The sequence below is a fragment of the Vibrio sp. SCSIO 43132 genome (genome assembly GCF_019904195.1).
In the GTDB taxonomy this organism is placed as follows: domain Bacteria; phylum Pseudomonadota; class Gammaproteobacteria; order Enterobacterales; family Vibrionaceae; genus Vibrio; species Vibrio nigripulchritudo.
Window position 1 is genome coordinate 2,549,614 of sequence record NZ_CP063199.1, and the last position, 25,935, is coordinate 2,575,548.

21 protein-coding genes are annotated in these 25,935 nt (G+C 45.6%); 14 read left to right on the forward strand and 7 right to left on the reverse strand.

All coding sequences use genetic code 11. The annotated features are described in order from the left end of the window. Nucleotides 1–22 precede the first annotated feature (22 nt). Nucleotides 23–271, forward strand: coding sequence for a YciN family protein (locus INR79_RS11345; RefSeq protein WP_022592885.1), 249 nt, complete (start codon nucleotides 23–25; stop codon nucleotides 269–271). Between the two features lie 60 nt (nucleotides 272–331). Here INR79_RS11345 and aroA read toward each other — a convergent pair whose 3' ends face one another. Then, a complete protein-coding gene (gene aroA / locus INR79_RS11350) occupies nucleotides 332–1,612 on the reverse strand; it encodes a 3-phosphoshikimate 1-carboxyvinyltransferase (RefSeq protein ID WP_223094255.1) in 1,281 nt (426 codons plus the stop codon). Nucleotides 1,613–1,751: 139 nt separating this feature from the next. Next, on the reverse strand, nucleotides 1,752–2,207 hold the full coding sequence (locus INR79_RS11355; RefSeq protein WP_223094257.1) for a glycine zipper 2TM domain-containing protein: 456 nt from the start codon (nucleotides 2,205–2,207) through the stop codon (nucleotides 1,752–1,754). A gap of 34 nt (nucleotides 2,208–2,241) precedes the next feature. Between INR79_RS11355 and aat the strand changes: the two genes are divergently transcribed. From aat to infA, 3 genes are all read left to right on the forward strand, one after another. Further along, nucleotides 2,242–2,967: a leucyl/phenylalanyl-tRNA--protein transferase gene (gene aat / locus INR79_RS11360; RefSeq protein ID WP_022551019.1), complete on the forward strand. Its 726-nt coding sequence runs from the start codon at nucleotides 2,242–2,244 to the stop codon at nucleotides 2,965–2,967. Continuing rightward, nucleotides 2,964–3,665 carry an arginyltransferase gene (locus tag INR79_RS11365; protein ID WP_022603763.1) on the forward strand — a complete coding sequence of 234 codons (702 nt, stop codon included), beginning with the start codon at nucleotides 2,964–2,966 and terminating at the stop codon, nucleotides 3,663–3,665. The genes aat and INR79_RS11365 overlap by 4 nt, the downstream gene beginning before the upstream one ends. An 84-nt stretch (nucleotides 3,666–3,749) precedes the next feature. Beyond that, nucleotides 3,750–3,968, forward strand: coding sequence for a translation initiation factor IF-1 (gene infA / locus INR79_RS11370; protein WP_001040192.1), 219 nt, complete (start codon nucleotides 3,750–3,752; stop codon nucleotides 3,966–3,968). A 69-nt stretch (nucleotides 3,969–4,037) separates the two neighbouring features. Here infA and INR79_RS11375 read toward each other — a convergent pair whose 3' ends face one another. From INR79_RS11375 to clpS, 3 genes are all read right to left on the reverse strand, one after another. Then, nucleotides 4,038–5,084 (reverse strand): serine hydrolase domain-containing protein, encoded by a 1,047-nt coding sequence (locus tag INR79_RS11375; RefSeq protein WP_223094259.1) that lies wholly within the window; start codon nucleotides 5,082–5,084, stop codon nucleotides 4,038–4,040. A gap of 184 nt (nucleotides 5,085–5,268) precedes the next feature. Then, complete coding sequence (clpA, locus tag INR79_RS11380; RefSeq protein ID WP_004406671.1) at nucleotides 5,269–7,542, reverse strand: ATP-dependent Clp protease ATP-binding subunit ClpA; 2,274 nt, start codon at nucleotides 7,540–7,542, stop codon at nucleotides 5,269–5,271. 42 nt (nucleotides 7,543–7,584) lie between these two features. Beyond that, the gene (clpS, locus tag INR79_RS11385) at nucleotides 7,585–7,905 is read right to left on the reverse strand and encodes an ATP-dependent Clp protease adapter ClpS (RefSeq protein ID WP_004406672.1); all 321 of its coding nucleotides are present in this window, start codon (nucleotides 7,903–7,905) and stop codon (nucleotides 7,585–7,587) included. Between the two features lie 425 nt (nucleotides 7,906–8,330). Here clpS and cspD point away from each other — a divergent pair, with 425 nt between their 5' ends. Further along, nucleotides 8,331–8,552 (forward strand): cold shock domain-containing protein CspD, encoded by a 222-nt coding sequence (gene cspD, locus INR79_RS11390; RefSeq protein ID WP_004406675.1) that lies wholly within the window; start codon nucleotides 8,331–8,333, stop codon nucleotides 8,550–8,552. Nucleotides 8,553–8,676: 124 nt separating this feature from the next. Here cspD and INR79_RS11395 read toward each other — a convergent pair whose 3' ends face one another. Beyond that, complete coding sequence (locus tag INR79_RS11395) at nucleotides 8,677–10,905, reverse strand: NADP-dependent isocitrate dehydrogenase (RefSeq protein ID WP_022595658.1); 2,229 nt, start codon at nucleotides 10,903–10,905, stop codon at nucleotides 8,677–8,679. Nucleotides 10,906–11,338: 433 nt separating this feature from the next. Here INR79_RS11395 and INR79_RS11400 point away from each other — a divergent pair, with 433 nt between their 5' ends. The 8 genes from INR79_RS11400 to INR79_RS11435 all read left to right on the forward strand — a co-directional run bounded on the left by INR79_RS11400 (nucleotide 11,339) and on the right by INR79_RS11435 (nucleotide 21,323). After that, on the forward strand, nucleotides 11,339–12,013 hold the full coding sequence (locus INR79_RS11400) for a pseudouridine synthase (RefSeq protein WP_223094261.1): 675 nt from the start codon (nucleotides 11,339–11,341) through the stop codon (nucleotides 12,011–12,013). A gap of 142 nt (nucleotides 12,014–12,155) precedes the next feature. Beyond that, nucleotides 12,156–13,268, forward strand: a complete 1,113-nt coding sequence (mnmA, locus tag INR79_RS11405) for a tRNA 2-thiouridine(34) synthase MnmA (RefSeq protein WP_223094263.1) — start codon at nucleotides 12,156–12,158, stop codon at nucleotides 13,266–13,268. 18 nt (nucleotides 13,269–13,286) lie between these two features. Next, entirely contained in the window at nucleotides 13,287–13,904 is a 618-nt protein-coding gene (hflD, locus tag INR79_RS11410) for a high frequency lysogenization protein HflD (protein ID WP_004406683.1), read from the forward strand. Between the two features lie 34 nt (nucleotides 13,905–13,938). Further along, nucleotides 13,939–15,309 (forward strand): adenylosuccinate lyase, encoded by a 1,371-nt coding sequence (gene purB / locus INR79_RS11415; RefSeq protein WP_022595668.1) that lies wholly within the window; start codon nucleotides 13,939–13,941, stop codon nucleotides 15,307–15,309. A gap of 397 nt (nucleotides 15,310–15,706) precedes the next feature. Beyond that, complete coding sequence (locus INR79_RS11420) at nucleotides 15,707–17,341, forward strand: methyl-accepting chemotaxis protein (protein ID WP_223094265.1); 1,635 nt, start codon at nucleotides 15,707–15,709, stop codon at nucleotides 17,339–17,341. Between the two features lie 99 nt (nucleotides 17,342–17,440). Beyond that, nucleotides 17,441–18,667, forward strand: coding sequence for an alanine racemase (gene alr, locus INR79_RS11425; protein WP_223094267.1), 1,227 nt, complete (start codon nucleotides 17,441–17,443; stop codon nucleotides 18,665–18,667). 380 nt (nucleotides 18,668–19,047) lie between these two features. Then, nucleotides 19,048–20,064: a glycosyltransferase family 2 protein gene (locus INR79_RS11430; protein WP_223094269.1), complete on the forward strand. Its 1,017-nt coding sequence runs from the start codon at nucleotides 19,048–19,050 to the stop codon at nucleotides 20,062–20,064. Between the two features lie 113 nt (nucleotides 20,065–20,177). Continuing rightward, nucleotides 20,178–21,323, forward strand: coding sequence for a cupin domain-containing protein (locus tag INR79_RS11435; protein WP_223094271.1), 1,146 nt, complete (start codon nucleotides 20,178–20,180; stop codon nucleotides 21,321–21,323). A 65-nt stretch (nucleotides 21,324–21,388) separates the two neighbouring features. Here the strand turns inward: INR79_RS11435 and INR79_RS11440 are convergent, their stop codons facing one another. Then, nucleotides 21,389–23,509 (reverse strand): methyl-accepting chemotaxis protein, encoded by a 2,121-nt coding sequence (locus tag INR79_RS11440; protein WP_022551030.1) that lies wholly within the window; start codon nucleotides 23,507–23,509, stop codon nucleotides 21,389–21,391. Between the two features lie 477 nt (nucleotides 23,510–23,986). Here INR79_RS11440 and INR79_RS11445 point away from each other — a divergent pair, with 477 nt between their 5' ends. Next, nucleotides 23,987–25,930, forward strand: coding sequence for a bifunctional 5-dehydro-2-deoxygluconokinase/5-dehydro-2-deoxyphosphogluconate aldolase (locus tag INR79_RS11445; RefSeq protein ID WP_223094273.1), 1,944 nt, complete (start codon nucleotides 23,987–23,989; stop codon nucleotides 25,928–25,930). Nucleotides 25,931–25,935: the final 5 nt, after the last annotated feature.

Here is a 25,935-nt window from a genome sequence, read left to right on the forward strand (position 1 = left end):
TCTTCTATATAAGAGGTGTTTTATGAGTTCTAAAAAGCCGATTTCTCAATTCGATTTGCTGCTTATCGCCAATTCCATTATTCAGGAACATGACAACTATATTGAAGGCATGCGTGCGGATAATGTAGAAGAAAAAGACGACGTTCTGATTTTCAAAGGACAGTACTTCTTAAACGATCAGGGATTGCCGACAGAAAATACCCCTGCCGCTTTCAATATGTTCAAATATCTGGCTCATCAGCTTTCCAAAGAATTCACGTTAGAGAAATAGAGCTCGTTGACCAAATAAAAAACCCCAGCAATATGCTGGGGTTCTTTAAAATTCCTAAGACTACTGACTAAGCGATGATAGCTTGTCGAAGTAATCAGGAAATGTTTTCGAAGTACATTTCGGGTCATTGATGGTAACGGGCGTATCACTCAACGCCACCAGTGAGAAACACATTGCCATACGGTGATCATCATAAGTATCGATGGCAGCATGTTTTAGCTCTGAAGTCGGGGTGATGATAATGTAATCCTCACCCTCTTCTACTTGCGCTCCCACTTTGCGCAACTCTGTCGCCATTGCCGATAAGCGATCGGTTTCTTTTACACGCCAGTTGTAAACGTTGCGAATCGCAGTTGTCCCTTCAGCAAACAGAGCGGCAGTGGCAATAGTCATTGCCGCATCCGGAATGTGGTTGAAATCCAAATCCACGGCTTTCAATTCGCCTCGGCGAGAAATCACATAGTCATCTCCCCACTCGATTTCTGCACCCATTTTCTCAAGTGCATCAGCAAATTGAATGTCGCCCTGAATACTGTTTTTACCGATACCAGTAACCTTGATTTCGCCACCTTTTATCGCCGCAGCTGCAAGGAAGTAAGAAGCCGATGAGGCATCGCCTTCCACTAAGAAGTCTCCAGGAGAGCGGTAACTTTGACCAGCCGGAATCACGAAAGACTGATAGTTGTTGTTTTCAACTTTAACGCCAAATTGCGCCATGATGTGCAAAGTGATATCGATGTAAGGTTTAGAAACAAGATCGCCAATAATATCAATTTGAATCTGATCTTGTGCCAGTGGAGCAGACATCAAAAATGCAGTTAAAAACTGGCTCGAAATTGAACCGTCAATTTCTACTTTTCCGCCTTTCAGACCAGTACCTTTGATTTTTAGTGGTGGATAATTTTCATTCTCCAGATACTCAATGTCTGCACCCGCAGTTTTAAGTGCATCCACCAAGTGACCAATCGGTCTCTCCTTCATTCTTGGTTCGCCAGTAAGTACATACTCGCCGCTTCCCAGGCACAACGCCGCCGCCAATGGGCGCATCGCCGTTCCCGCGTTTCCAAGGAAAAGTTCCTGCGCTTCTTCAGTGTTAAAACTGCCACCCAGACCTTCTACTTCACATACCGTCTTATCTTCGGACAATTGATATGTAACGCCTAACTTAGTCAATGCATTCAACATATGTCGAATGTCATCACTATCGAGGAGGTTAGTCAGACGGGTTTTGCCAGATGCCAGAGCAGCAAGCAAAAGGGCGCGGTTTGAAACACTTTTTGAGCCAGGTAAGTTGACCTCACCAGAAACGAGAGAAATGGGTTGTAACGTAAGGCTTTCCATTGATGTTGATTATTCCTGCATAGTCTCGCACGTCCGAATGCGAGTTTTTATTTTTCGTGCTAGCAGACTAACCAAAAACACTGGGCTTGGCTAGAGGCTCGTACCCAGAAGTAACGGGGATTTTCACCTACTGAAAAAATCAGTAGGTTTTGTCCACCCGAACGCCATTATCAAAGTAAAGAATTCTGACTGAGTCGCCCCGGGTAAAAAGCATATTGGGGTCTACGTCCTGAATAACGTTAACTAACTCGCCTTTTTCCGTATCGATCAAAATCTCCACCAATTTGTACTCGATTCGATAGACTTCGTTCGCTTTGTTGTGAGCAATACTGCCTCCCGCGACCGCACCAACAACGGTGGCAACCTGCTTGCCTGTACCTCCACCAAATTGATTGCCGATTAGACCGCCAATAGTTGCACCTGCTAAAGTCTCCCACCCCGAAGATTTAGATTTAATGATTTGTTGTTCAGTAATATAGCGAACGCTGTCTACTTGACCGAACACAACTTCATTTACCGTTCTGGCTTGATTTCTCTGGTACCCTGCCTGCACAAAAACAGGAATTATTAATAACAATAGCAATATCTTTCTCATTATAATTCTCCCAAATTCTGCCAAAATAGTTGATATGAAGATTTTTCTACCTGAGCTGAGCACCGATCGACAAAGCTTCCCGCCTACACATCAGGCGCTGGACAACCCAGATGGGTTGATCGCTATGGGGGGCGACTTACATCCAGACAGATTGATGTCAGCTTATCGACAAGGCATTTTCCCTTGGTATAGCCACAATGAACCTATTTTATGGTGGAGTCCAAGTATTCGCGCCATCTTCGATCCTAAGACATTCAAACCGGCGAAAAGTCTCAAAAAATATTTTCGCAAATCCGGTTACACAGTCACTATCAATCGCGCAACAGAAAGAGTGATCACTCTTTGTGCTGAAACCCGTTCACCTGAAGAAACCTGGCTAGTCGAAGAAATGAGAGACGCATACAAGCGGCTTGCGTCACTGGGTCATGTTCATTCTGTGGAAGTTTGGCTCAAAGACCAGATTGTGGGTGGATTATATGGTGTAGAAATTGGACAAGTCTTTTGTGGAGAGTCTATGTTTAGCATACAGCCGAATGCTTCAAAAATAGCTCTGTGGCACTTTTGCCACCACTTTCAGCAAAATGGAGGAGTGCTGATCGACTGCCAGCTTATGAATGCGCATTTGCAATCTTTGGGTGCGATGGAATGCAACCGGGCAAACTTTTTAGATAAGCTGAAAAATTTAAATTCCAGACGCGTTTCTCAGCAGTGTTATCGCCCCCAGATACTTGAAAGTCCGATTTCAGGGGAGTTGTTGTGAATCAGAAAGATCAAACGCTTATCCGTATAGGAATGACGGAATCGCACGACTGCAGTTACCTTTCCGAACAACAGGAAAGAGTTGCTGTCGTTCTGGATGATGTATTACACACGTGCTCAGGATACGAACTTCTGATGGCAAATGGATTCCGTCGCAGCGGAAATGCCATCTACAAGCCTCAATGTGATCAATGTAATGCCTGCCAGTCGCTTCGTGTCGCTGTGGCGGATTTTGTGCCCTCCAAAAGCCAGAAAAGGCTTAAAAACAAAGCCACAGGCATACATTGGGAAATGAAGAACACGCTCGACGAAAACTGGTTTGACGTTTATGCCGAATACATCAATCACCGGCACAAGAGCGGAACCATGTACCCTCCTAGAAAAAAGGATTTTTTTGACTTTGCTCAGAACGAGTGGCTCAACACTCAGTTTTTGCATGTTTACCAAGATGAAACACTTATTGGTGTTGCCGTCACCGACGTAATGTCCAATAGTGCATCCGCATTTTATACTTTCTACAATCCACATTCGGAGCTCTCTTTAGGTACTCTTTGTGTATTATTCCAACTGGAATACTGCAAAAAGAGCGGAAAGCAGTGGTTATATCTCGGCTATCAGATCGATGAATGTCAGGCCATGAATTACAAAGTACGCTTTCATCCTCATCAAAGGCTAGTAAATCATCGGTGGCAGGGTTAGAATACGCCGCAACTTTACTTTTTATTGTTTTAGCGGCAAAATTCGGTCGTTAAAAATTTCAGCCAAATTTCTAAAGAGGATTAAATGGCCAAAGAAGACGTAATTGAGATGCAAGGCACTGTTCTTGATACTCTGCCAAACACTATGTTCCGTGTTGAGCTAGAAAACGGTCACGTAGTAACTGCACACATCTCCGGTAAAATGCGTAAGAACTACATCCGTATTCTTACTGGTGACAAAGTAACTGTAGAGATGACTCCATACGATCTATCAAAAGGTCGTATCGTCTTCCGCGCTCGTTAATTCTCGAGTCTTTACAAAAAACGGAGCTATTTAGCTCCGTTTTTTGCGTTTACTGTTAGTCACATTTATTCACAGCAACTGATAAACCTGATGCGCTAATTCGAGCACTGGATTGGCTTGTGTTACCTGACTGTAGTTACCTGCGGTTGTAACAATAACCGCATTCTTATTCGGAATAACAATCACATACTGTTCTCCGTGCCCAAGTGCAGCGAAAGCAGAGGAAAACTGCGGCAATTGCCAGAAATGCATCCCGTAGCCCATCATACCTCTTGTAAACTCACTCACCTTTATCTTTTCTACCCAATGAGGCTGGATAATCTGTTTCCCCTCCCAGGCTCCGTCATTAAGTAACATCAGACCAAACTTGCCCATGGATTCGCTATCCGTCATTAGCCCCCAGTCAGCTCCAGGCTCTCCAGAACCTAACTGATTTATCCACCTGTAATTATCTATTCCCAACGGCTCAAATAGCTTCTCTCGCATTACTGTCGCAAACGGTTTCTCGTAAATGCGTTCTATTACCTTGGACAAGCCAATAGTAGAAAGGCCGCTGTAACAGAAGCGGCTGCCCGGTTCAAACTTGAGAGGAGTACCCAGGAACATGGCTTTGAGATCTTTAGCTGAGTAATGACGGTGGAATGGGTTCGCAAGGCCATAGGGCATCGCATGCTCGTTAAGCGCGTATCCAGTCGACATATTCAAAATGTGCCGGACTGTAATAGCCATCTTATCCTGAGCATCCTCCTCCTGATATTCAGGGAACAAGCTGAAAACAGGCACATCAAGGCTTTCTAGTCGCCCCTCATCAATTGCCATAAAAATCAGTGTCGCAACAAACGATTTTGTTACCGAGTGGACATTATGAAGGGCGTCACGCCCGATAGGCACCTTTGACATCTGAATATGACCATGTTGCCCACTACCCTCCCGGAATACTTCGAGAAGCTTCTTATTGTCTTGCCAGACCACCAAAGCGTGTAAATTGTTAGCTTGGTTGTTTTCAATTCTTTCGATGATGCCAGAGAACTTTTCTGGAGCCAGAACCACTTCCGTTTTGTCTTCACCACAAGCAGCCAAAAAGAAAACCAACAGTAAACAAAACCACCTGCGCATACTTATATTTCCACGTAATTTCAAAGAGTTCTTAGGGTCAACAGACCTTAGCCTTACACAGTAAACTTAAAGGTTAGATTAAGACAGAATGAAGATTTATCACTGCGAGACAAACAACAGAAAGTGTATTTTGCGGGCATAAAAAAATGCGCCTTAAAGGCGCATTTTTGTTAGAGCGATTCAATTAATGAGGAACGGCTTCCTTTTTGTTTTCGTAGTCGAAAACAAGTTCGTCGTCTTTGAGTGTGACTCTAACGGTGCCACCATCAACCAACGAGCCAAACAGAAGTTCGTTCGCCAGAGGCTTCTTAAGGTTTTCCTGAATGACACGAGCCATTGGTCGCGCACCCATTGTCTTATCGTAGCCTTTGTGAGCCAACCAATGGCGGGCATCTTCTGACACTTCCATTGACACGCCACGTGAGTCCAGCTGAGCCTGAAGTTCGACAATAAACTTGTCGACGACCTGATGAATAACACTTTCATCCAAGCTGTTGAACCAGATGATGTTGTCCAGACGATTTCGGAATTCAGGAGTAAAGACTTTCTTAATTTCACCCATCGCATCATGGCTGTGATCTTGCTGAATCAGACCAATCGACTTCTTAACCGTTTCTGCAACACCAGCGTTCGTTGTCATAACCAGAATCACATTGCGGAAATCCGCTTTGCGACCATTGTTGTCTGTCAACGTACCGTTATCCATAACTTGCAGTAGCAAGTTGAAGATATCTGGGTGTGCTTTCTCGATCTCATCCAGAAGCACTACCGAGTGCGGATGCTTGATAACTGCGTCTGTTAGCAGACCACCCTGATCGTAACCTACATAACCAGGAGGAGCACCAATCAAGCGACTCACTGAGTGACGCTCACCGTATTCCGACATGTCAAAGCGCAGTAGCTCGACACCAAGTAGGTTGGACAGTTGAACGGTAACCTCCGTCTTACCTACCCCAGTAGGACCAGCGAATAGGAAAGAACCGACAGGTTTATTGTCTGCCCCTAAGCCCGCACGGCTCAGTTTAATAGCTTCGCTCAACACCTCGATGGCAGGATCCTGACCAAATACCAGCATCTTCATCTTCTCATCCAGATTCAGAAGGATATCTTTGTCAGAAGAAGAAACCGATTTTTCCGGAATGCGAGCCATTTTGGCAACCATATTCTCAATATCGGAAACACCCACCGTCTTCTTACGACGACTTGCCGGAGCCAGACGACTGCGTGCACCAGCTTCATCAATCACGTCGATGGCTTTGTCAGGCAAATGACGCTCATTTATATATTTAGCCGAAAGTTCAACCGCTGCGCGTAGCGCTTGCTTGGTGTAGCGAACTTCATGGTGCGCTTCGTATTTTGGTTTGAGACCCATCAAGATCTTAGTTGTGTCATCTAGCGATGGTTCGACAATATCAATCTTCTGGAAGCGGCGTGATAGCGCGCGCTCTTTCTCAAAAATGTTGCTGTATTCCTGATAGGTGGTGGAACCAATGCAACGAAGCTTGCCGCTACTTAGCAACGGTTTAATCAGGTTGGCGGCATCAACTTGCCCGCCAGATGCCGCACCCGCACCGATGATTGTATGGATTTCATCAATAAACAAAATTGCGTCATCTTCTTTTTCTAGCTGTTTCAAGATGGCTTTAAAGCGTTTCTCGAAATCACCGCGGTACTTAGTACCCGCCAGCAACGAACCGATATCCAGTGAATAAATAACGCTGTCTTTAATCACTTCAGGCACTTGCCCTTCAACGATTCGCCATGCCAGACCTTCCGCGATAGCGGTTTTACCAACCCCTGCTTCACCGACAAGCAATGGATTGTTTTTACGGCGGCGGCAAAGTACCTGAATGGTGCGCTCAAGCTCTTTATCACGACCAATCAGCGGGTCGATGTGACCTTGTTTTGCAATTTGGTTTAGATTCGTAGCAAAGTTTTCCAAACGCTCTTCTGAATTGCCTTCATCGGATGAAGACTCTTCACCAAACACGTTTGAAGAGGAATCTTCTTCATTGTTTTGAGGTGATTTACTGATTCCATGCGAAATGTAATTAACGATATCCAAGCGGCTGATGTCGTTTTTCTTGAGTAGATACGCCGCGTGAGACTCTTGTTCACTGAAAATAGCAACTAAAACATTTGCACCAGTGACTTCACTGCGTCCAGATGACTGAACGTGGAAGACCGCGCGTTGGAGTACACGTTGAAAACTTAATGTAGGCTGAGTTTCTCTTGTCTCATCGTTTTCTGGAATGAGAGGTGTGGTTTGATCGATAAATGTGTCAAGTTCCTGACGAAGAACTTCCAGGTCAGCTTGGCACGCTTTTAGTGCTTCTTGTGCAGCGTCGTTGTCGAGTAGCGCGAGGAGCAGATGTTCAACGGTCATGAATTCATGGCGTTTGTCTCTCGCACGAGCAAAAGCACTATTAAGGCTCGACTCTAGTTCTTTATTTAGCATAAGTACCTCCCCAAAGAACAACCTATGTTGCTCAAGCAAGCTTTATGCCTGCTCCATTGTACATAACAGCGGATGCTCATTCTCTTTTGAGTACATAGTGACTTGCGCCACCTTTGTCTCCGCAACTTCGGCAGTAAAAGTACCGCAGATTGCTTTCCCTTCGTAATGCACTTTGAGCATCACTTGTGTTGCCTTTTCCAAATCCATTGAAAAGAAACGTTCGAGTATTTCAATCACAAAATCCATTGGCGTGTAGTCGTCATTGTTGAGTATGACATTGTACATAGCCGGCGGTTTTACCTGTGTTTTTTCCTTCTCCAGTAAATCTGAGTCTGGAGTGACCCATTGGTATTGTTTGCTCATTATTTCGTCGGTTTTCAGGAGGTTTGAGATTCAAGGATGTTGCCCGAATATCACCCTCTACTTAAGACTAATGCACCAATTGTATCCCTGCAAATAAAACATTGCCATTGGTGACCTTCAAAGTTTAGGTAGATTTTTAACTGAGAAAAATATCACCGGAAATGTCCACAACAACATTATTGTCAATATGCACCTTAGTTATAATTTTGTTAATCTCAAAAATGAAATCTTTGTCAAATTGTTAGATTTTATTACTGCAAACTATTGACTGGGCTTATCCATTGACTAAATTGTGTTCTTGGTGGCTAAAAATTTAGCAATTGCTGAATTGATAGTCATAGCAATATGATGCATCAATATTGATAGATACAGCTGCGTCGACGTAAACAACATCAGTTACTAAAAATGCATGAGGGATGTATAGCATGGCTACAGGTACAGTGAAGTGGTTTAATAACGCCAAAGGATTTGGGTTTATCTGTCCGGAAGGAGAAGAAGGCGATATTTTCGCACACTACTCAACAATAAAAATGGACGGATACCGTACCCTAAAAGCTGGTCAACCAGTCAACTACGAAGTTGAACAAGGTCCAAAAGGCTTCCATGCAAGCTCTGTTGTTCCAATTGAAGGCGATCAAGCCAAATAATTGGAATTCAGAGTATAAGAAACCCGCGTTAAGCGGGTTTCTTTGTTTTTGTCTCTTACTAATTACAAAAGACTTATTCTCTAAATAGAACGGCTACTTCAGCACGCTAAGTAGCCGGACTCTATTAAACAGCGTCAACGATACCGTTTAGCAGGTCGCTTGGACGCATAAGAGGAGCTGCTTTCGCATCTTCTGGCGCGTAGTAACCGCCTAGCTCACCGACAACACCTTGAGCGTCATTCAATTGCTTCACAATAGCGTCTTCATTTTCAGCCATTTGCTTAGCAATTGGACCAAACTGAGTAGACAGCTCTGCGTCATCAGATTGCTCTGCCAGTGCTTTCGCCCAGTAAGAAGCTAAGTAGAAGTGGCTACCACGGTTATCCAACTCACCCACTTTACGTGATGGTGACTTGTTGTTGTCCAGGAATTCACCCGTCGCTTTGTCTAGCGCATCAGCAAGAACCTGTGCTTTCTTGTTACCTGTCACGTTGCTCAGGTGCTCAAGTGAAGCCGCTAGTGCAAGGAATTCACCCAGAGAATCCCAACGTAGGTGGTTTTCTTTTTCAACTTGCTGAACGTGCTTAGGCGCTGAACCACCAGCACCGGTTTCAAACAGACCACCACCATTCATAAGTGGAACGATAGAAAGCATCTTGGCAGATGTACCCAGCTCCAGAATTGGGAACAAGTCTGTCAGGTAGTCACGCAGTACGTTACCTGTTACAGAAATGGTATCCAGGCCGTCTTTAATACGAACCAAAGAGAATTTCGTTGCTTCAAGAGGAGAAAGGATCTTGATTTCCAAACCAGAAGTATCGTGTTCAGGCAGGTACGCATTCACTTTCTTGATAAGCTCTGCATCGTGTGCACGGCTTTCATCCAGCCAGAATACCGCTGGTGCGCCAGTTGCACGAGCACGGTTCACAGCCAGTTTCACCCAGTCCTGAATTGGTGCATCTTTTACCTGACACATACGGAAGATGTCGCCTTCCTCTACATCCTGCTCGATCAGAACGGTACCAGCAGAATCAACTACACGAACTTTACCTGCCGCCTGCTGGATGAACGTCTTGTCGTGCGAACCGTATTCTTCCGCTTTCTGAGCCATCAGACCCACGTTTGGAACGCTACCCATAGTAGTTGGGTCGAACGCGCCATTTTCTTTACAGAACTCGATAACAGCCTGATAAACACTTGCGTAGCTGCGATCTGGGATCATCGCTTTCGTGTCTTTCAGCTTGCCATCTGGTCCCCACATTTGACCAGAAGAACGAAGCATCGCTGGCATAGAAGCATCAACAATCACATCACTTGGAACGTGTAGGTTCGTGATACCGCGATCTGAATCAACCATCGCCAATGCCGGGCGAGTTTCGTATACCGCCTGAAGCGCAGCTTTGATTTCTTCTTGCTGTGCTTCTGGTAGAGAAGTGATCTTCGCGTAAACGTCACCGATACCGTTGTTTACGTCAACGCCAAGCTGTTCGAAAACATCCTGGTACTTGTCGAATACTTCTTTGTAGTAAACGCGTACAGCATGACCAAAGATAACTGGATCAGACACCTTCATCATGGTTGCTTTCATGTGAAGGGAAAGCAGTACGTCTTGTTCTTTGGCTTCTTCAATTTCTTTCTCAAAGAATGAAACCAGAGCCGCTTTGTTCATTACAGACGCATCGATGATTTCCTGGTCTTGCAGAGCAAACTCGCTCTTAAGCACTTTGACTTCACCGTCTGTGCCTACAAATTCAATACGAACGTTTGTTGCGCCATTAATGGTGACTGATTTTTCGCTGCCGAAGAAATCGTTCCCAGACATGCTTGCAACGTGCGACTTAGATTCAGCACTCCAAGCACCCATTGAATGAGGGTTTTTCTTCGCGTAATTCTTAACAGAAGCTGGAGCACGACGATCTGAGTTACCTTCACGAAGAACTGGGTTTACTGCACTACCTTTGATTTTGTCGTATACCGCTTTAACTTTGGCTTCTTCGTCTGTTTTTGGTTCTTCAGGGTAATTAGGAAGCGCGTAGCCTTTTGCTTGAAGTTCTTTAATCGCCGCTTGCAGCTGAGGTACAGATGCAGAAATGTTAGGAAGTTTAATGATGTTTGCTTCAGGTGTTTTTGCCAGTTCGCCCAGCTCAGACAGAGCATCACCAATACGTTGCTCTTCAGTTAAGTAGTCAGGGAAGTTTGCAATAATACGCCCTGCTAGTGAAATGTCCCTTGTTTCGACGTTGATATCAGATGATGAAGTAAACGCGCGGATAATAGGCAGTAGCGAATATGTTGCCAAAGCGGGTGCTTCATCAGTGATGGTATAAATAATAGTAGGCTTAGTTGTTGGCATGAAATTTCCCTATATATCTGACAGTCTCTATTGGATGAGAAATAGGTCTGCATTAATGAATCGTCAGTCAGTCCGTACTACATCCTCCTATGGCTGACCGCGATTGGTTATCCAAACTCCTTCTAAGGTCTTCGACCCTAATAGTGCTTCTTATTGTAGTCTACCTGCTTACCTGTTCCGGTAATTTGACCAACAGGAAGCACTGCCTCAGTTTGGTAACACGTACACATCCTCTTTATCATAATTAATGGCAAGGGTGTCGTGCTTGTATCCGGTGCCGGATACCGTACTCACGTAAAACTAAACAAACAAAAGTGTTTAGTCTATCATTCAGTTCGTGATTCCTGTTTTTTGGCGCGCAAATCATAGCCCAATCACAAATGAAGTTAAACTTTCACCCACAGTTCGTTTACATTTTTGCAAGGTAGTTAACATGTCTTTTCGCTCTCGCAGCGTAAAATCAAAGAGTTCCGGCTCTTCTCGCACCCAATCTTTTAAAACAAATTCTAAAAATCGCTCAAAAAAATCGCGAAATCCCACGCAAAAAATCGCTACTGTGTCGGCTGAAGACAGAAAGATCCTCATCTTCAATAAACCTTTCGATACTCTGAGTCAGTTTACCGATGGCGAGGGCAGAAAAACGCTTGCCGATTATATTTCGGTTAAAGAGGTATATGCCGCAGGTCGCCTGGACAGAGACAGCGAAGGCTTGATGGTGCTGACCAATGACGGGATTCTTCAGGCCAGACTCACCCAGCCTAAATCCAAATCGCCAAAAACTTACTGGGTTCAGGTTGAAGGAGCACCAACAGAAGCGGATTTGGATAAATTACGAAAAGGCGTTGAATTAAAAGACGGCATGACACTTCCTGCTCAAGTCGAGATCATGGAAGAACCAAAGGTTTGGGATCGCCACCCTCCGGTTCGCTTTAGAGCATCCATACCTACAACGTGGCTCGCCATCACCATTATTGAAGGACGAAACCGACAAGTGCGCCGTATGACAGCCAACATTGGCTTCCCCACTCTTCGGCTCATTCGTTACTCCATGGGTAACTGGACGGTGGGTAATCTTCAGCCAGGTGAATGGAAATTCGTCACTTTGTAGTTCGACGAAACCTTTTTGTAAGTCACTGATGCCTTTATTGATGGTTAAGTCGACAGGCTTTTTGTGATTTAACTCTCGGATCTGTATCCAGCAAATTCTTTCTGTTAGAATCTGCCCCCAAGCAATTTAAGTGGTATAACCAATGTCAGATAACAGCCAAAAGAAAGTGATCGTCGGTATGTCCGGCGGCGTTGATTCCTCTGTGTCCGCCTATCTTCTAAAACAACAAGGCTACCAAGTCGAAGGTTTGTTTATGAAGAACTGGGAAGAAGACGACAACGAGGAATACTGCACGGCAGCAGAAGACCTTGCCGATGCACAGGCTGTATGTGACAAACTGGGTATCCACCTGCACACCATTAACTTTGCTGCCGAATACTGGGACAACGTATTTGAGTACTTCCTGGCGGAATACAAAGCGGGTCGTACGCCAAACCCAGATATTCTGTGTAACAAAGAAATCAAATTCAAAGCGTTTCTGGAATTTGCCGATGAAGTCCTAGACGCGGACTACATTGCCATGGGTCACTATGTTCGTCGTACCTTCCCAACAGCAGAAGGCGAACAGCCTCAGATGCTTCGTGGCCTAGATGGCAACAAAGACCAGAGCTACTTCCTTTATACGTTAAGCTCCGACCAAATCGCCCGCAGCCTGTTCCCTGTTGGTGAACTGGAGAAACCTGAAGTTCGTCGTATTGCAGAAGAACAAGACCTGATCACCGCGAAGAAGAAAGATTCTACGGGTATCTGTTTTATTGGCGAGCGTAAGTTTACTGATTTCCTTTCTCGTTACCTGCCAGCACAACCGGGCAAAATCGAAACGCCTGAAGGCAAAGAGATTGGCGAACATCAAGGCTTGATGTACCACACGCTTGGTCAGCGCAAAGGTCTGCATATTGGTGGACAAAAAGGCGGTGGCGGCAATGAAGCTGCCTGGTATGTCGCCGACAAAGACTTAAAACGTAATGTGCTTATTGCGGTTCAGGGAAGCGATCATCCATTATTAAAATCAAATGGGTTAATCGCATCTCAGCTTCACTGGGTAGATCGCTCAGCGATCAAGCAACCGATGTCCTGTACGGTGAAAACGCGCTATCGTCAGCAAGACATTCCTTGTACTATCATCCCCGTCGACGATGAAACCATTAAAGTCATCTTTGATGAACCGCAAGTCGCTGTCACTCCAGGTCAATCTGCTGTCTTCTATAAAGATGACGTCTGCCTGGGCGGCGGCATTATTGAAGAACGAATTTGATAATTAAGGAGCACTTACGTGGCTAATACACTTTATGACCGTACCATTGCTTTTGCTGGCATGTGCCAAGCGGTAGCGCTGATGCAAGATATCGCAAAAGAGGGTCACTGTGATAAAGACGCGTTTGAGACTTCTATAAAAGCTATTCTGAACACCAATCCTTCCAATACGTTGGCAGTATTTGGCGATGAGTCCAACTTAAAAACAGGGTTAGAGTGCCTGGAAAAAGGCATCGACAGCACACCAGCAGGCAGTGAAGTCACTCGATACCTTATCTCTCTTATGGCGCTGGAACGCAAGCTCAGCGCCCGCCGCGACTCGTTGTCACAGCTTGGTGACCGCATTCAAATGGCTCAACGCCAAACCGAACATTTTGATCTGTTTGATGACAACATGATCAGCAACCTCGCCAGCATTTACCTTGACGTGATCAGCCCAATTGGTCCACGCATTCAGGTCACTGGTACCCCTTCAGTTTTACAGCAAACCGCTAACCAGCATAAAGTCCGCGCACTATTACTTTCGGGTATTCGATGTGCCGTACTTTGGCGCCAGACCGGCGGTAAGCGTCGCCACTTAATATTTGGTCGCAAGAGCATGCTCGAGCAGGCCCAAATTCTGCTGGCACGAATTTAACTTAACAAATCACTCAGATATTCAGGAGATAAACATGGAACTGTCAGCATTGACTGCTGTTTCACCGGTAGACGGCCGCTACGGAAGTAAAACGATTGCGTTACGCAGTATCTTTAGTGAGTATGGCCTCCTAAAGTATCGTTCAATCGTTGAAATCCGTTGGCTACAGAAGCTTGCAGCGACAGATGCAATCGCAGAAGTCCCTGCATTCAGCGCAGAAGCGAACAAGTTCTTGGACGAGCTAGCGGCAAACTTCAGTGAAGAAGATGCAGCACGCATTAAGGAAATCGAGCGCACTACCAACCACGACGTTAAAGCGGTTGAATACTTCCTGAAAGAAAAAGTAGCAGGTGTTCCTGAACTGCACGCAGTGAACGAGTTCATTCACTTCGCCTGTACTTCAGAAGACATCAACAACACGTCACACGCTTTGATGCTAAAAGAAGCACGTGAAACGGTTATCCTTCCTGAAATCAAAAACATCATTGATGCGATCAAAGCGTTGGCAGAAGAATACCGCGATATTCCTCTTCTTTCCCGTACGCACGGTCAGCCAGCTTCCCCAACCACTATGGGTAAAGAAATGGCGAACGTTGCTTACCGCATGGAGCGCCAGTACAAGCAAATCGCAGACGTTGAAATTCTGGCGAAAATCAACGGTGCTGTAGGTAACTACAACGCACACCTATCAGCTTACCCAGAGCTAGACTGGCACAAGTTCAGCGAAGAGTTCATCACAGAATCTCTTGGCGTAACCTGGAACCCATACACGACTCAAATCGAGCCACACGACTACATTGCAGAGCTGTTTGACGCGATCGCTCGCTTCAACACCATTCTGATCGACTTCGATCGTGACGTATGGGGTTATATCGCTCTGGGTCACTTCAAGCAGAAGACCATCGCTGGCGAAATCGGCTCTTCAACAATGCCTCACAAAGTTAACCCAATCGACTTTGAAAACTCCGAAGGTAACCTTGGTCTGGCAAACGCAGTATTCAGCCACCTTGCCCAAAAACTGCCTATCTCTCGCTGGCAGCGTGACCTGACAGACTCAACGGTTCTTCGTAACCTTGGTGTTGGTGCTGGCTACGCAATCATTGCGTACACTTCAACGCTAAAAGGTATCAGTAAGCTGGAAGTGAACCGCGAAGCACTGTTGGCAGAACTTGACCAAAACTGGGAAGTACTGGCAGAGCCTGTACAAACAGTGATGCGTCGTTACGGTATCGAGAAGCCATACGAGAAGCTTAAAGAGCTGACTCGTGGTAAGCGTGTCGATGGCGAAGCAATGCGCAACTTCATTGATGGCTTAGAACTGCCTGAAGATGAAAAAGCACGCCTTAAAGAAATGACACCAGCAAACTACATTGGTCAGGCAATAGAGCTGACTGACAAGCTGTAATTCTTCAGTAATCCTTTGTTTTCACAAAAACCAGTTGGTTATCCAACTGGTTTTTTATTGCCCGTAATCCCACTAATCTTCCAGATATTCTGCCAATTGGCGAATTTAACTCTACCCCTCAAGTCTCACCAATGAGCCAAATAGTAAACAAAATTAAAAATGTTTCCGTTTTTAGCTCACCATTTCACCAATCAGCTCTAATTTCATACAAAAACAATTACATATCAATATAACCTATTGATATTAAAGAATTCTCATTTTCAATAATGTAACCAAATATATAAATGAGGTTCTTTTAATCACTTATTGTGATATAAATCACGCCAACTCAGGGACGAACCTAAAAATCCATAAAGATACACAACACCAATCTGAGCCATACAATAAAGAGGAATATATGTTTCTTAAGAATCTGGCAATCAGCAGAAAACTAGCACTTTCGTTTTCATTGATTGCGATCATAAACGTTATTTTTGCTGTCTTCTTCCTGAATGGTTTAAAACACATTCGCAATGAACTACTTAACTACGCAGATGACACATTGCCAGCCGTAATGACAGTGGAATCTCTGCAACAAGACTTTTTAGAACTGCGCCTTTCTCAGTACAAACTATTGAAGGCACACTCAAACCAATCAGAATTGCTGAGCGATATTCAGAGCAACGAAATACTAAAAAAAGAGCTGACTGAAAATCTGAAGGCTTACGGGAAGACTGTCTGGCCGGGGGAAGAGCAGACCACTTTCGATCAGTTGATGACCGACTGGAAACTTTACGTGACTCAAAGTGATCAATACCACAAGCTGCTCGCAAGCTCGCAAGGCTTAAAAGCTCAGGAGTTGGTTTTGAATAATCAGGCAACGGCTGAGTCCATGTCACGCGCTTTCACTACTTTGAAACGCATTTTGAATGACGCGATGCTGAGCAACCGTTCTACCATCCTTGATGAAATCAATGGTCTTGAGAACAAGAACCTGATCAGCAATGGCCTTGCCCTGCTCGCAATGCTTATCATCACTATCGTTCTTACCAAGGCTATTTGTGGTCCGCTTAAGAAGGTTGTCGATCTGGCGAACGATATCGCAAGTGGCGACTTATCCAAGAACCTGGATACCAATGCCATCGGTAAAGACGAACTTGGTCAGCTAGCTACAGCTGTACAGTCGATGCAGAACAACCTGAAATCCCTGATTGAGCAAGTGGCTTCTGCTGTGTCTCAGGTCAACCATTCTGCTGGTGAAGTGAATACCATCTCCAGACAGTCTGCAACTGGTATGCAACATCAGCAGGAAGAGACAAGTCAGGTTTCTTCAGCGATGACGGAAATGGAATCTGTAATCCACGACATCTCTAACAACACCGAAACGTCAGCACAAGAAACTCAAGATGCCATGAACCTGACTCAGGACGGAAACAATCAAGTGAAGCTGATGATCGATGCGATGATGGAAGTCGCGGAATCGATTCGTCTTTCAAGTGAAACCGTGGCTGAGCTGGAAAAACGTTCTCAACAGATCCACGTGTTTGTTGATGTTATTCAGGACATTGCCGAGCAAACGAACCTACTTGCTCTTAATGCTGCAATTGAAGCTGCTCGTGCAGGTGAAAGTGGTCGTGGTTTTGCGGTAGTCGCAGCTGAAGTTCGTTCGCTTGCGGGAAGAACACAAGATTCAACAGGCGAGATCAGCACCATCATCGAACAGTTCAAAGCCAGTACTCAAAAAGTGAAGACCGTTTCAGATGACAGCCAGGAAAGTACCGAACGATGCCTGAGCATGGGCGATCAGGTACAAAACATCATGGCTGACATTCAAAACGCGGTAACCCAAATCTCGGATATGGGTGCACAAATCGCAAGTGCATGTAGCCAGCAATCCGCTGTAGTTGGCGACCTGACCGTTCGCGTAGAGAACATGCAAAGCTCGTCAGAACAGGTAGCGCAAGGGTCGCTTCAGACCGCTCAATCCTGTGAAGAGCTAGAGCAGCTTTCTCAGTCTCTGCAACAATCAATGGCGAAATTCCGACTGGTTTAACCCAGCGAAATCCGTTCCATACGCACCATCTAATCCATTTATTTTCAGCCCCCATTTCACACCCGTTAAATCGGGAGGGGGCTTTATTGGAGTTAAAAAATGAAAACCAAACTTACGCTTCTTGCCCTTTCTCTTGCTGCTACAACGGCGATTTCGACGCCAGCAGTAAGTGCTCCCCTGCTTTCTGGTATCGAAGGTGAATACAACCGCGAACACAGAACCAGCAACGCATGGCTGGAAGTCAGCTTGTCTCAGTTCAACGACAACATTGACCAGTTCCGCACGCACGTTGGTTCCGGTACAAGCATCTGCGCAGTAATGAAGGCTGATGCTTACGGCAATGGTATTCAGGGCCTGATGCCCACTGTTATGGCTCAGGGTATCCCATGTGTGGCTATCGCAAGCAACGAAGAAGCGCGTATTGTTCGTGAATCAGGCTTCAACGGTCAGCTAATTCGCGTGCGCTCTGCAAGCAACAAAGAAATTGCCGATGCAATTCAGTACGAAGTAGAAGAGCTTGTGGGTTCTCTGTCTAAAGCGCGCCAGATTGAGCGTATCGCAGAGCGCTTCGACGCAGAGATCAACGTTCACCTTGCTCTGAACTCCGGTGGTATGGGTCGTAATGGTCTGGACATGTCGACAGAGCGTGGTCAGCGTGACGCACTTAAGATGACAGATTTCGACAATGTTGAAATTGTTGGCATCATGACTCACTTCCCTAACTACGAAGTGGACTACATTCGCGAAAAAGCAGCGGATTTTGAGAAAAGTGCACTTTGGATTATCGAAAACTCTGATCTGGACCGTGAAGACGTTACTCTGCATGCTGCAAACTCGTTCACGTCTCTAAACGTTCCAGAAGCACAGTTCGACATGGTTCGCCCTGGTGGCGTACTTTACGGTGACCTGCCTGGACACGCAGAGTACCCATCAATCGTAAGCTACAAAACCAAGGTAGCATCTCTGCACCGCCTGCCAGCAGGCAGCACGGTTGGTTACGATAGCTCTTTCGTTACGCAACGTGACAGCGTTCTGGCTAACCTGCCTCTTGGATACTCAGACGGTTACAACCGTAGCCTGGGCAACAAAGGGGAAGTGATCATCCAAGGCAAGCGCGTACCAGTGGTAGGAAAAATCTCAATGAACACCACCATGGTAGACGTAACAGACATCGAAGGCATCCGCCAAAATGCTGAGGTAGTTCTGTTTGGCGAGCAAGGTAAAGAAGCGGTGACTATCAGCGAAATAGAAACGCACACCGACATGATTTTCCCGGAGATCTACACCATTTGGGGTAACTCAAACCCTCGCCGCTACGTGCGGTAATTTGCACTGAGCCATTAATGAAAACCAAGCCGCCAATCTGGCGGCTTTTTTTGTGCTCAAGCACTCTGATCTTTCTATTTGAATTGAACGTAAATAATAATCAATTCATCCATTTGTAAATAAATGAAAAGCAGATTGATGAAGGTAGACGATATATGAGAATAATATCAATTCGATGAAAATCGAATCCTAGTTTATTATTAAATAATGACCAGATTTATAATTACTTAAGAAACATTCAGCGGGTTAACATTTTTATGAGACATCGTTCAACTAAACACTCTTACTTACAGAAAACCAGTGTACACAAGGTTTACTACACAAGATGATGTACTCACTTCAATAATCGCTAAATTATAATTATATTCTATGGGTGACAGATGAAAGATAATATAAAAATATCATTAATTGTTCCCGTCTTTGATGAAGAAGAGGCAATTCCTCTTTTCTATAAAACTGTAAAAGAAAATAAAGAACTAAATAAATACGACATTGAGATCTTGTTTATTAATGATGGCAGTACCGATCTAACCGAAAGTATTATAGAGGCGCTTGCCGTCTCTGATAATAGTGTCATCCCACTGAGCTTTACTCGAAATTTTGGCAAAGAACCGGCCTTAATGGCAGGGTTAGAACACGCAACCGGTGACGCTGTCATTCCGATCGATGTCGATCTTCAGGACCCCATCGACGTCATTCCTGAAATGGTAGAAAAATGGCGAAATGGAGCAGATGTTGTCCTCGCCAAACGAGTCGATCGCACCACAGACAGCGTCCTGAAGCGCAATACCGCGGAATGGTTTTATAAGGTGCACAACAGAATCAGCGAACTGCAGATACAGGAAAACGTTGGTGACTTCCGTTTACTTTCCCGCGACACCGTTGAGCACATCAAGCTCCTTCCTGAACGCAACTTGTTTATGAAAGGTATCCTCTCTTGGGTGGGCGGTAACGTAGAAATCGTGGAATACACACGGCAAGAACGCTCGGCGGGTGATTCCAAGTTCAATGGCTGGAAACTGTGGAACTTCGCGATTGAAGGTATTACCAGCTTTTCTACCTTGCCACTTCGGGTCTGGAGCTACATCGGCTTTGTCATCTCCTTTATGTCACTGCTTTATGGCGGCTGGATCATTCTGGATAAGTTTATCAATGAAAACCCTGTACCGGGCTTTCCGACCCTTATCGTGGCCATAGTGTTCCTTGGCGGCATACAGTTGATAGGAATTGGCATCATTGGGGAATATGTGGGTCGCGTTTACATCGAATCTAAACAACGCCCAAGATACCTTCTGAAAACTCAGCAAACACAGGCAACGCCTACTCAACAAGCCCCTGTTAATGTTAAAGAAGTGGATTTTTCTTCTGATAAAAAGAACAAGGCGTCGTCGAGCTAACCCACACTCGAAAATCGAAAGGCGGGCATTGCTCGCCTTTTTTCTTGAGCGATTGTTAAATTCAAATCTTAATAGAGTTAGAATGTCGCCAAATTCATATTTGCGAAGTTCACATGTACCAGCTCTCATTTTCACTTGAAGAATTCCTAACTCAATACTGGCAAAAAAAACCAACCATTATAAAAGGTGGATTTGCTGACTTTTCTGACCCTCTTTCTCCTGACGAGCTGGCTGGCTTAACCATGGAAGAGGAGATCGACTCACGCTTCGTTTCAAACCTCGACGACAACTGGGTGGCTGAACACGGACCTTTTCCTGAAGAGAAATTCGCAGAACTGGGAGAAACTAACTGGTCTTTTATTGTTCAGGCAGCAAACCACTGGCACCCTGAAGCCGCAGAACTGGTTAAAGCGTTTGACGCCATGCCAAACTGGCTATTCGATGATCTGATGATCAGCTACTCGGTAAACGGTGGTGGCGTTGGTCCTCATATTGACCAGTACGATGTGTTCATCATCCAGGGCTTAGGAAAAAGGCACTGGCGAGTAGGTGCAAAAGACGAAGGTCAGTACACTGAAACCTGCCGCCACTCAGTGTTGCGTCAGATTGAGGGCTTTGACCCAATCATCGATGACGTATTAGAACCGGGGGACATTCTTTACATTCCACCGGGTTTTCCACACGATGGGTATGCACTGGAGCCTTCCATGAGTTACTCCGTGGGATACCGTTCACCCAAGCAGCAGGAGCTGCTGAGTAATTTTGCCGATTATGTTCTTGTGCAGGATATGGGCGATCACCACCTCCACAACCCACAACAGGAAACACAGGAATCGACGGGAGTTATCCAGTCAAAAGATCTGGAGCAGCTAAAGAGCATGCTTAAGAACTCGCTCGAAGATGAGGATGTACTGGACAAATTCATCGGCTGCTTGGTCAGCCAGTCTCGCCATCAGTTAGACGTTGTCGCGATGGAAGAAAAGTGGTCTTCCGACGAACTGAAAGCGTATTTAGAGGATGGTGGTGCTATCGAACGTGTATCAGGGCTTCGCGCTTACTATCACCAAGAGAAGCCACTCACCGCTTACGTCAATGGTGATGTCGTTACCGTAGAAGCGTCGCAAAAGGCTCTTATTACCGCAATGTGCGACAACCAAGTCATGATTTGGGAAGACATCGTAGAGGCAGGTGACACAGAAACCGCTTTGGACATCATGACCGACTTTGTTAACCGCGGTTACTGGTTCCCACAGGATTAAGAGAGTCTGTTTACCATCATTAAAAAAGGGAGCACCTGCTCCCTTTTCAAATCACAGACTAATCATCACACCTTAAACTGACTGACTAAGTCTTTCTGTCTGGAAGAAATAGCAGATATTTCCTGACTTACACGCTCAGAGGATTCAGCCTGATTCAGAATTTGAGCACTCAATTCCCTTATGTTGGACACGTTCTGATTGACCTCACCGGATACTGACTGCTGCTCTTCCGCTGCTTTCACAATCTGTGAATTCATATCAACAATCGCCGCAATGGACTGGTCAATAGTATTCAGTTCATTCACGGCTTTATCGACCTGTTCATTGGTGTGTGCGGCCAACTCGTTACCTTCCTGAATGGCACTAACCACGTTTTTCGTTCCTACCTGAACTTTCTCAATCACTTCCCGAATTTCACCCACAGAGTCCTGTGTCCGGCTTGCTAAGTTACGAACTTCATCCGCTACTACTGCAAAGCCTCTACCTTGTTCCCCTGCCCTTGCGGCTTCGATAGCAGCGTTAAGTGCAAGTAGGTTGGTTTGCTCAGAGATGCCTTCGATAACGGTCAGAATTTCTGTGATAGCCGCATTGTTCTTCGCTAGGTCTTCTACTACTGGAACAGCGCTGGTCATTTTGTCCACCAGCTTTGTCATTTCATCAGACGAGTCTGCGATAACATCTTTGCCCTGCGCGACAGATTGATTAGCTTCATTAGCCGCCTGAACCGCAATTTCTGCGTTCTGAACCACCAAGCCGGCGGTCTGAGTCATCTCTTCTGACGCTGTGGCAACCAAATCCACCTCTTTAAACTGAGCATCACTACTCTGCCTTGTGACGGAAGCGGCTTTTCCAGACTGGTCGGAAGTCGACGCAATATCATGCGTTGTGGCGACCACTTCTTTAATAGTCACTTGCAGCTTGTCGAGAAACTTGTTGAACCCTGAAGCCAGCTGACCGATCTCATCCTGAGTCTGAACTTCCAGACGCTGAGTCAGATCCCCTTCTCCAGATGCAATATCATCAAGCCTCGTTACCACTTCTCGAATCGGTTTCACCAGACGGATAGAAAGCCCGGTTATCAAACCCAAACCAATCAGAACCAGCAATACGCCAACAAGCAATTCTGTTGAAACCGAGCCATTCACTAGATCAGTAATTACTGAATCCAGCACAATAGCATCGGAAAGTACGCTGTCACGAGGAACCTCAAGCAATACACCCCAAGTCTGGTTTGCGACAGAAACGGGGGAAAACACGGTTAGCCATTGCTTGTCGTCACTCCATTCAGACTGAACCTCACTGGAAAACAGGAATTCTTCCAGCTTAGCAGCGCTAATTCGGCTGCTCTGATACTTTTGCCCGACACCGGCGTTTACGTCGTCAGACGCAATCAAGCTGCCATCCAGACTCAGAATCGCAATATGCCCTTTCCCTTCGAAGAGCGCCTGATCTGACTCCATCACAGTTTCAATTAACGCATTCAACGATAAGTCGATACCTAAGAAGCCGACGATCTCTTCATCAGTAACAAGAGGGACAGAAAGAGAGGTTTGAAGCACATCGCCATTTTGACTTTTCACCACACGTGGTGAGGTGACACAGGCTTGACCTGAATTGGTCGGACAGAGAAAACGTTCCGCCTGAGAGGGATCGGCCAGAGTGCTTTCTTCAAGTGGCTGACCAAAAACCAGAGACTCGTCTTCACTCGACACCGACCAGTAGCTGGCAAAACGTCCTTTTTCGTTAGATCCAACGTAATCCGCACCGTGGTAGTTGCTGTCTTCTCCATCCAAGGCTTCTGGATTAAACACCAGATAAGCACCCCGAACGGTTGGAAAGCGTTCTACCGTATTGTTGATCATTTCATTGAGCGCGGTTCGTAACTCTTCACTCGGCGTAAAGTTCTCTAATGCGTTACGACGCAAGAATAAAGCACTTTCGCCCAGCATCTCTGCACGATACGTCGCCTCGTCGAGATACGTTTGAACTTCCGCGGCATTGAGTTTCGCCAACCCAGCCAGGATTTGCTGAGACTTATTGATAACGGATTGGGAACTGTGGTCAATGATGATCTTCTGGTTGCCTGTCGCATTGTAGATTGAAAATCCGATCAAGCTTATTGAAGTGAACAGCAGGCACAACCCTGCCAATAATGTGATCTTCCAGTGGACTGATAGTGTTCGCATATACCCAACCTCCTTGTGCAAACGCCAGTTTGTTACCGCCACAAGCGAGCATTAACAAATTTTTTACAGCTCAATCTATCAACACAAAATGCAAAATACTAGCGCGATTACAACAAGTTTTTTCTGCTGACTCGTCAATCTAATGACGAATTTTATCCAAGTGACCAACAGCAATGGTTCACATGCTGAAGTCAACTTTTTGACGATGGTGATAAAAATATTAATGTCTTACTTATCGAACACTTGAGTCAAATCTTTAGTCATATTTTTGAGACAAATCCTAGTGCCAAAAATCCGTTTCTTAAGTAGCTCAATTTGTTCTTTTAAAGTGCCAAATGAATCGATTCAAGCTCAGAAACCTTCTGTTTAAGCGCTCAAAAAGCGAACAAATCTCTTGCGAATTAATAATTCCACATATAGATTAAATGAAATGTTTATTTCATTTAATCTATTCTCGACAAGTTTCAGGAGCGAAAAATGGCAAATGTGGAGAAGGAACTTGATGTCATCTGCATGGGGCGTGTGGCCGTCGATCTGTATGGAGATCAGATTGGCTCGCGGCTGGAAGACATGACAACTTTTGCAAAATATCTGGGTGGTTCTTCAGGTAATGTGGCGTATGGAACCGCGATTCAAGGATTGAAATCCGGAATGTTAGCCAGAGTTGGCGACGAACATATGGGCCGCTTTGTACGGGAGGAACTGATTCGCGCTGGTGTCGATGTCAGTCACCTCATCACAGATAAAGAGCGGCTGACTGCATTGGTACTTTTAGGGATCAAAGACGAGGATACCTTTCCACTTATCTTCTACCGAGACAACTGTGCCGACATGGCGATTACACCAGAGGACGTTGATGAGCAATACATCGCTTCTTCGCGCTGCCTTGCGATAACGGGCACCCATTTGTCGAATCCGAAATCGCGAGAAGCGGTTCTGACAGCTTTGAAATATGCGCGACAGCATGGTGTTAAAACCGCACTCGACATTGATTATCGCCCGGTGCTTTGGGGGTTAACGTCTTTGGGTGATGGAGAGACTCGTTTCATCGAATCGGAAAAAGTGACAGAGTCACTTAAAGAAGTCATTCATTATTTCGATTTGATCGTGGGCACCGAAGAAGAATTCCACATCGCGGGAGGGTCAACAGACACCATCAACGCTTTAAAAGCTGTTCGCCTACATTCTAAAGCAGAGCTGGTGTGTAAGCGTGGTCCTATGGGATGTAGCGTATTTACTGCAGAGATCCCTGAAACGCTGGATGAAGGCATCACCGTAAAAGGCGTTCGGGTTGATGTGTTAAACGTATTAGGTGCAGGCGATGCATTCATGTCGGGATTATTAAGGGGCTACCTTAGCGGCGAATCCTGGGAGCAAAGCTGTCACTATGCCAATGCCTGCGGTGCATTAGTGGTGTCTCGCCATGGTTGCGCCCCGGCAATGCCAACAAAAGACGAGCTGGACTATTACCTCCAACATGCTCAAGCCATACCCAGACCAGACATCAGCCCAGAGCTTAACCATTTACATCGGGTGACCAAACGTGCCCGAAAGTGGGAAGACGTATGTATTCTAGCCTTTGACCACCGTTCTCAGTTTGTGGATATGATGCAGGAAGCCGGACGTGATTGGGATTGTATTCCATATCTTAAATCTCTGATCTGGCAGGCTTATCGTGAAGTATCCGAGGAACTTGGTCTGACAGGTCGTTCAGGCATTCTCTGCGACAGCACTTTCGGGCAACACGTGTTAAATGCAGCAACTGGAATCAAAGCGGGAAATGACCCGACAGTCTGGATTGCTCGCCCTATTGAGCAGCCGTCTTCAAGACCACTCGAACTGGAACACGGAAACATTGGAAGCCAGTTAGTAAATTGGCCACAAGAGCACATTGTAAAATGTCTGGTGTTCTACCATCCAGATGATGAAGAGCAAATCAAAGTTCATCAGCAGAAAACCATTAGCGAAATCTATCAGGCGTGCTGCCAAAGCGGGCATGAACTCTTGCTTGAAATCATTCTTCCTAAAAGCGATGCGGTCTATTCAGAGAATGAAGAGGCACACCACTATTTCGCCGCCCTTTCTCAGCTCTATCAACTGGGCATTAAGCCAGACTGGTGGAAGCTACCAGCCATGACATCTGATGGATGGCGCAACCTGGACAGCCTTATTGACGAACACGACCCACATTGCAGAGGTATTGTTCTGCTAGGGTTGGACGCCCCCATCGAACAGCTAGATAAGGGATTTAAACAAGCATCGGATAGCAAGCATGTTCAGGGATTTGCCGTTGGTCGATCCTTATTCGGGCAACCGACCAGACAATGGCTCACCCATAAAATTGACGATGAAACGTTTATTTCAAACGTTAAAGAAAACTACCGAACACTGGTATCGGTTTGGCAACAAAGAAATCACTGATTGCC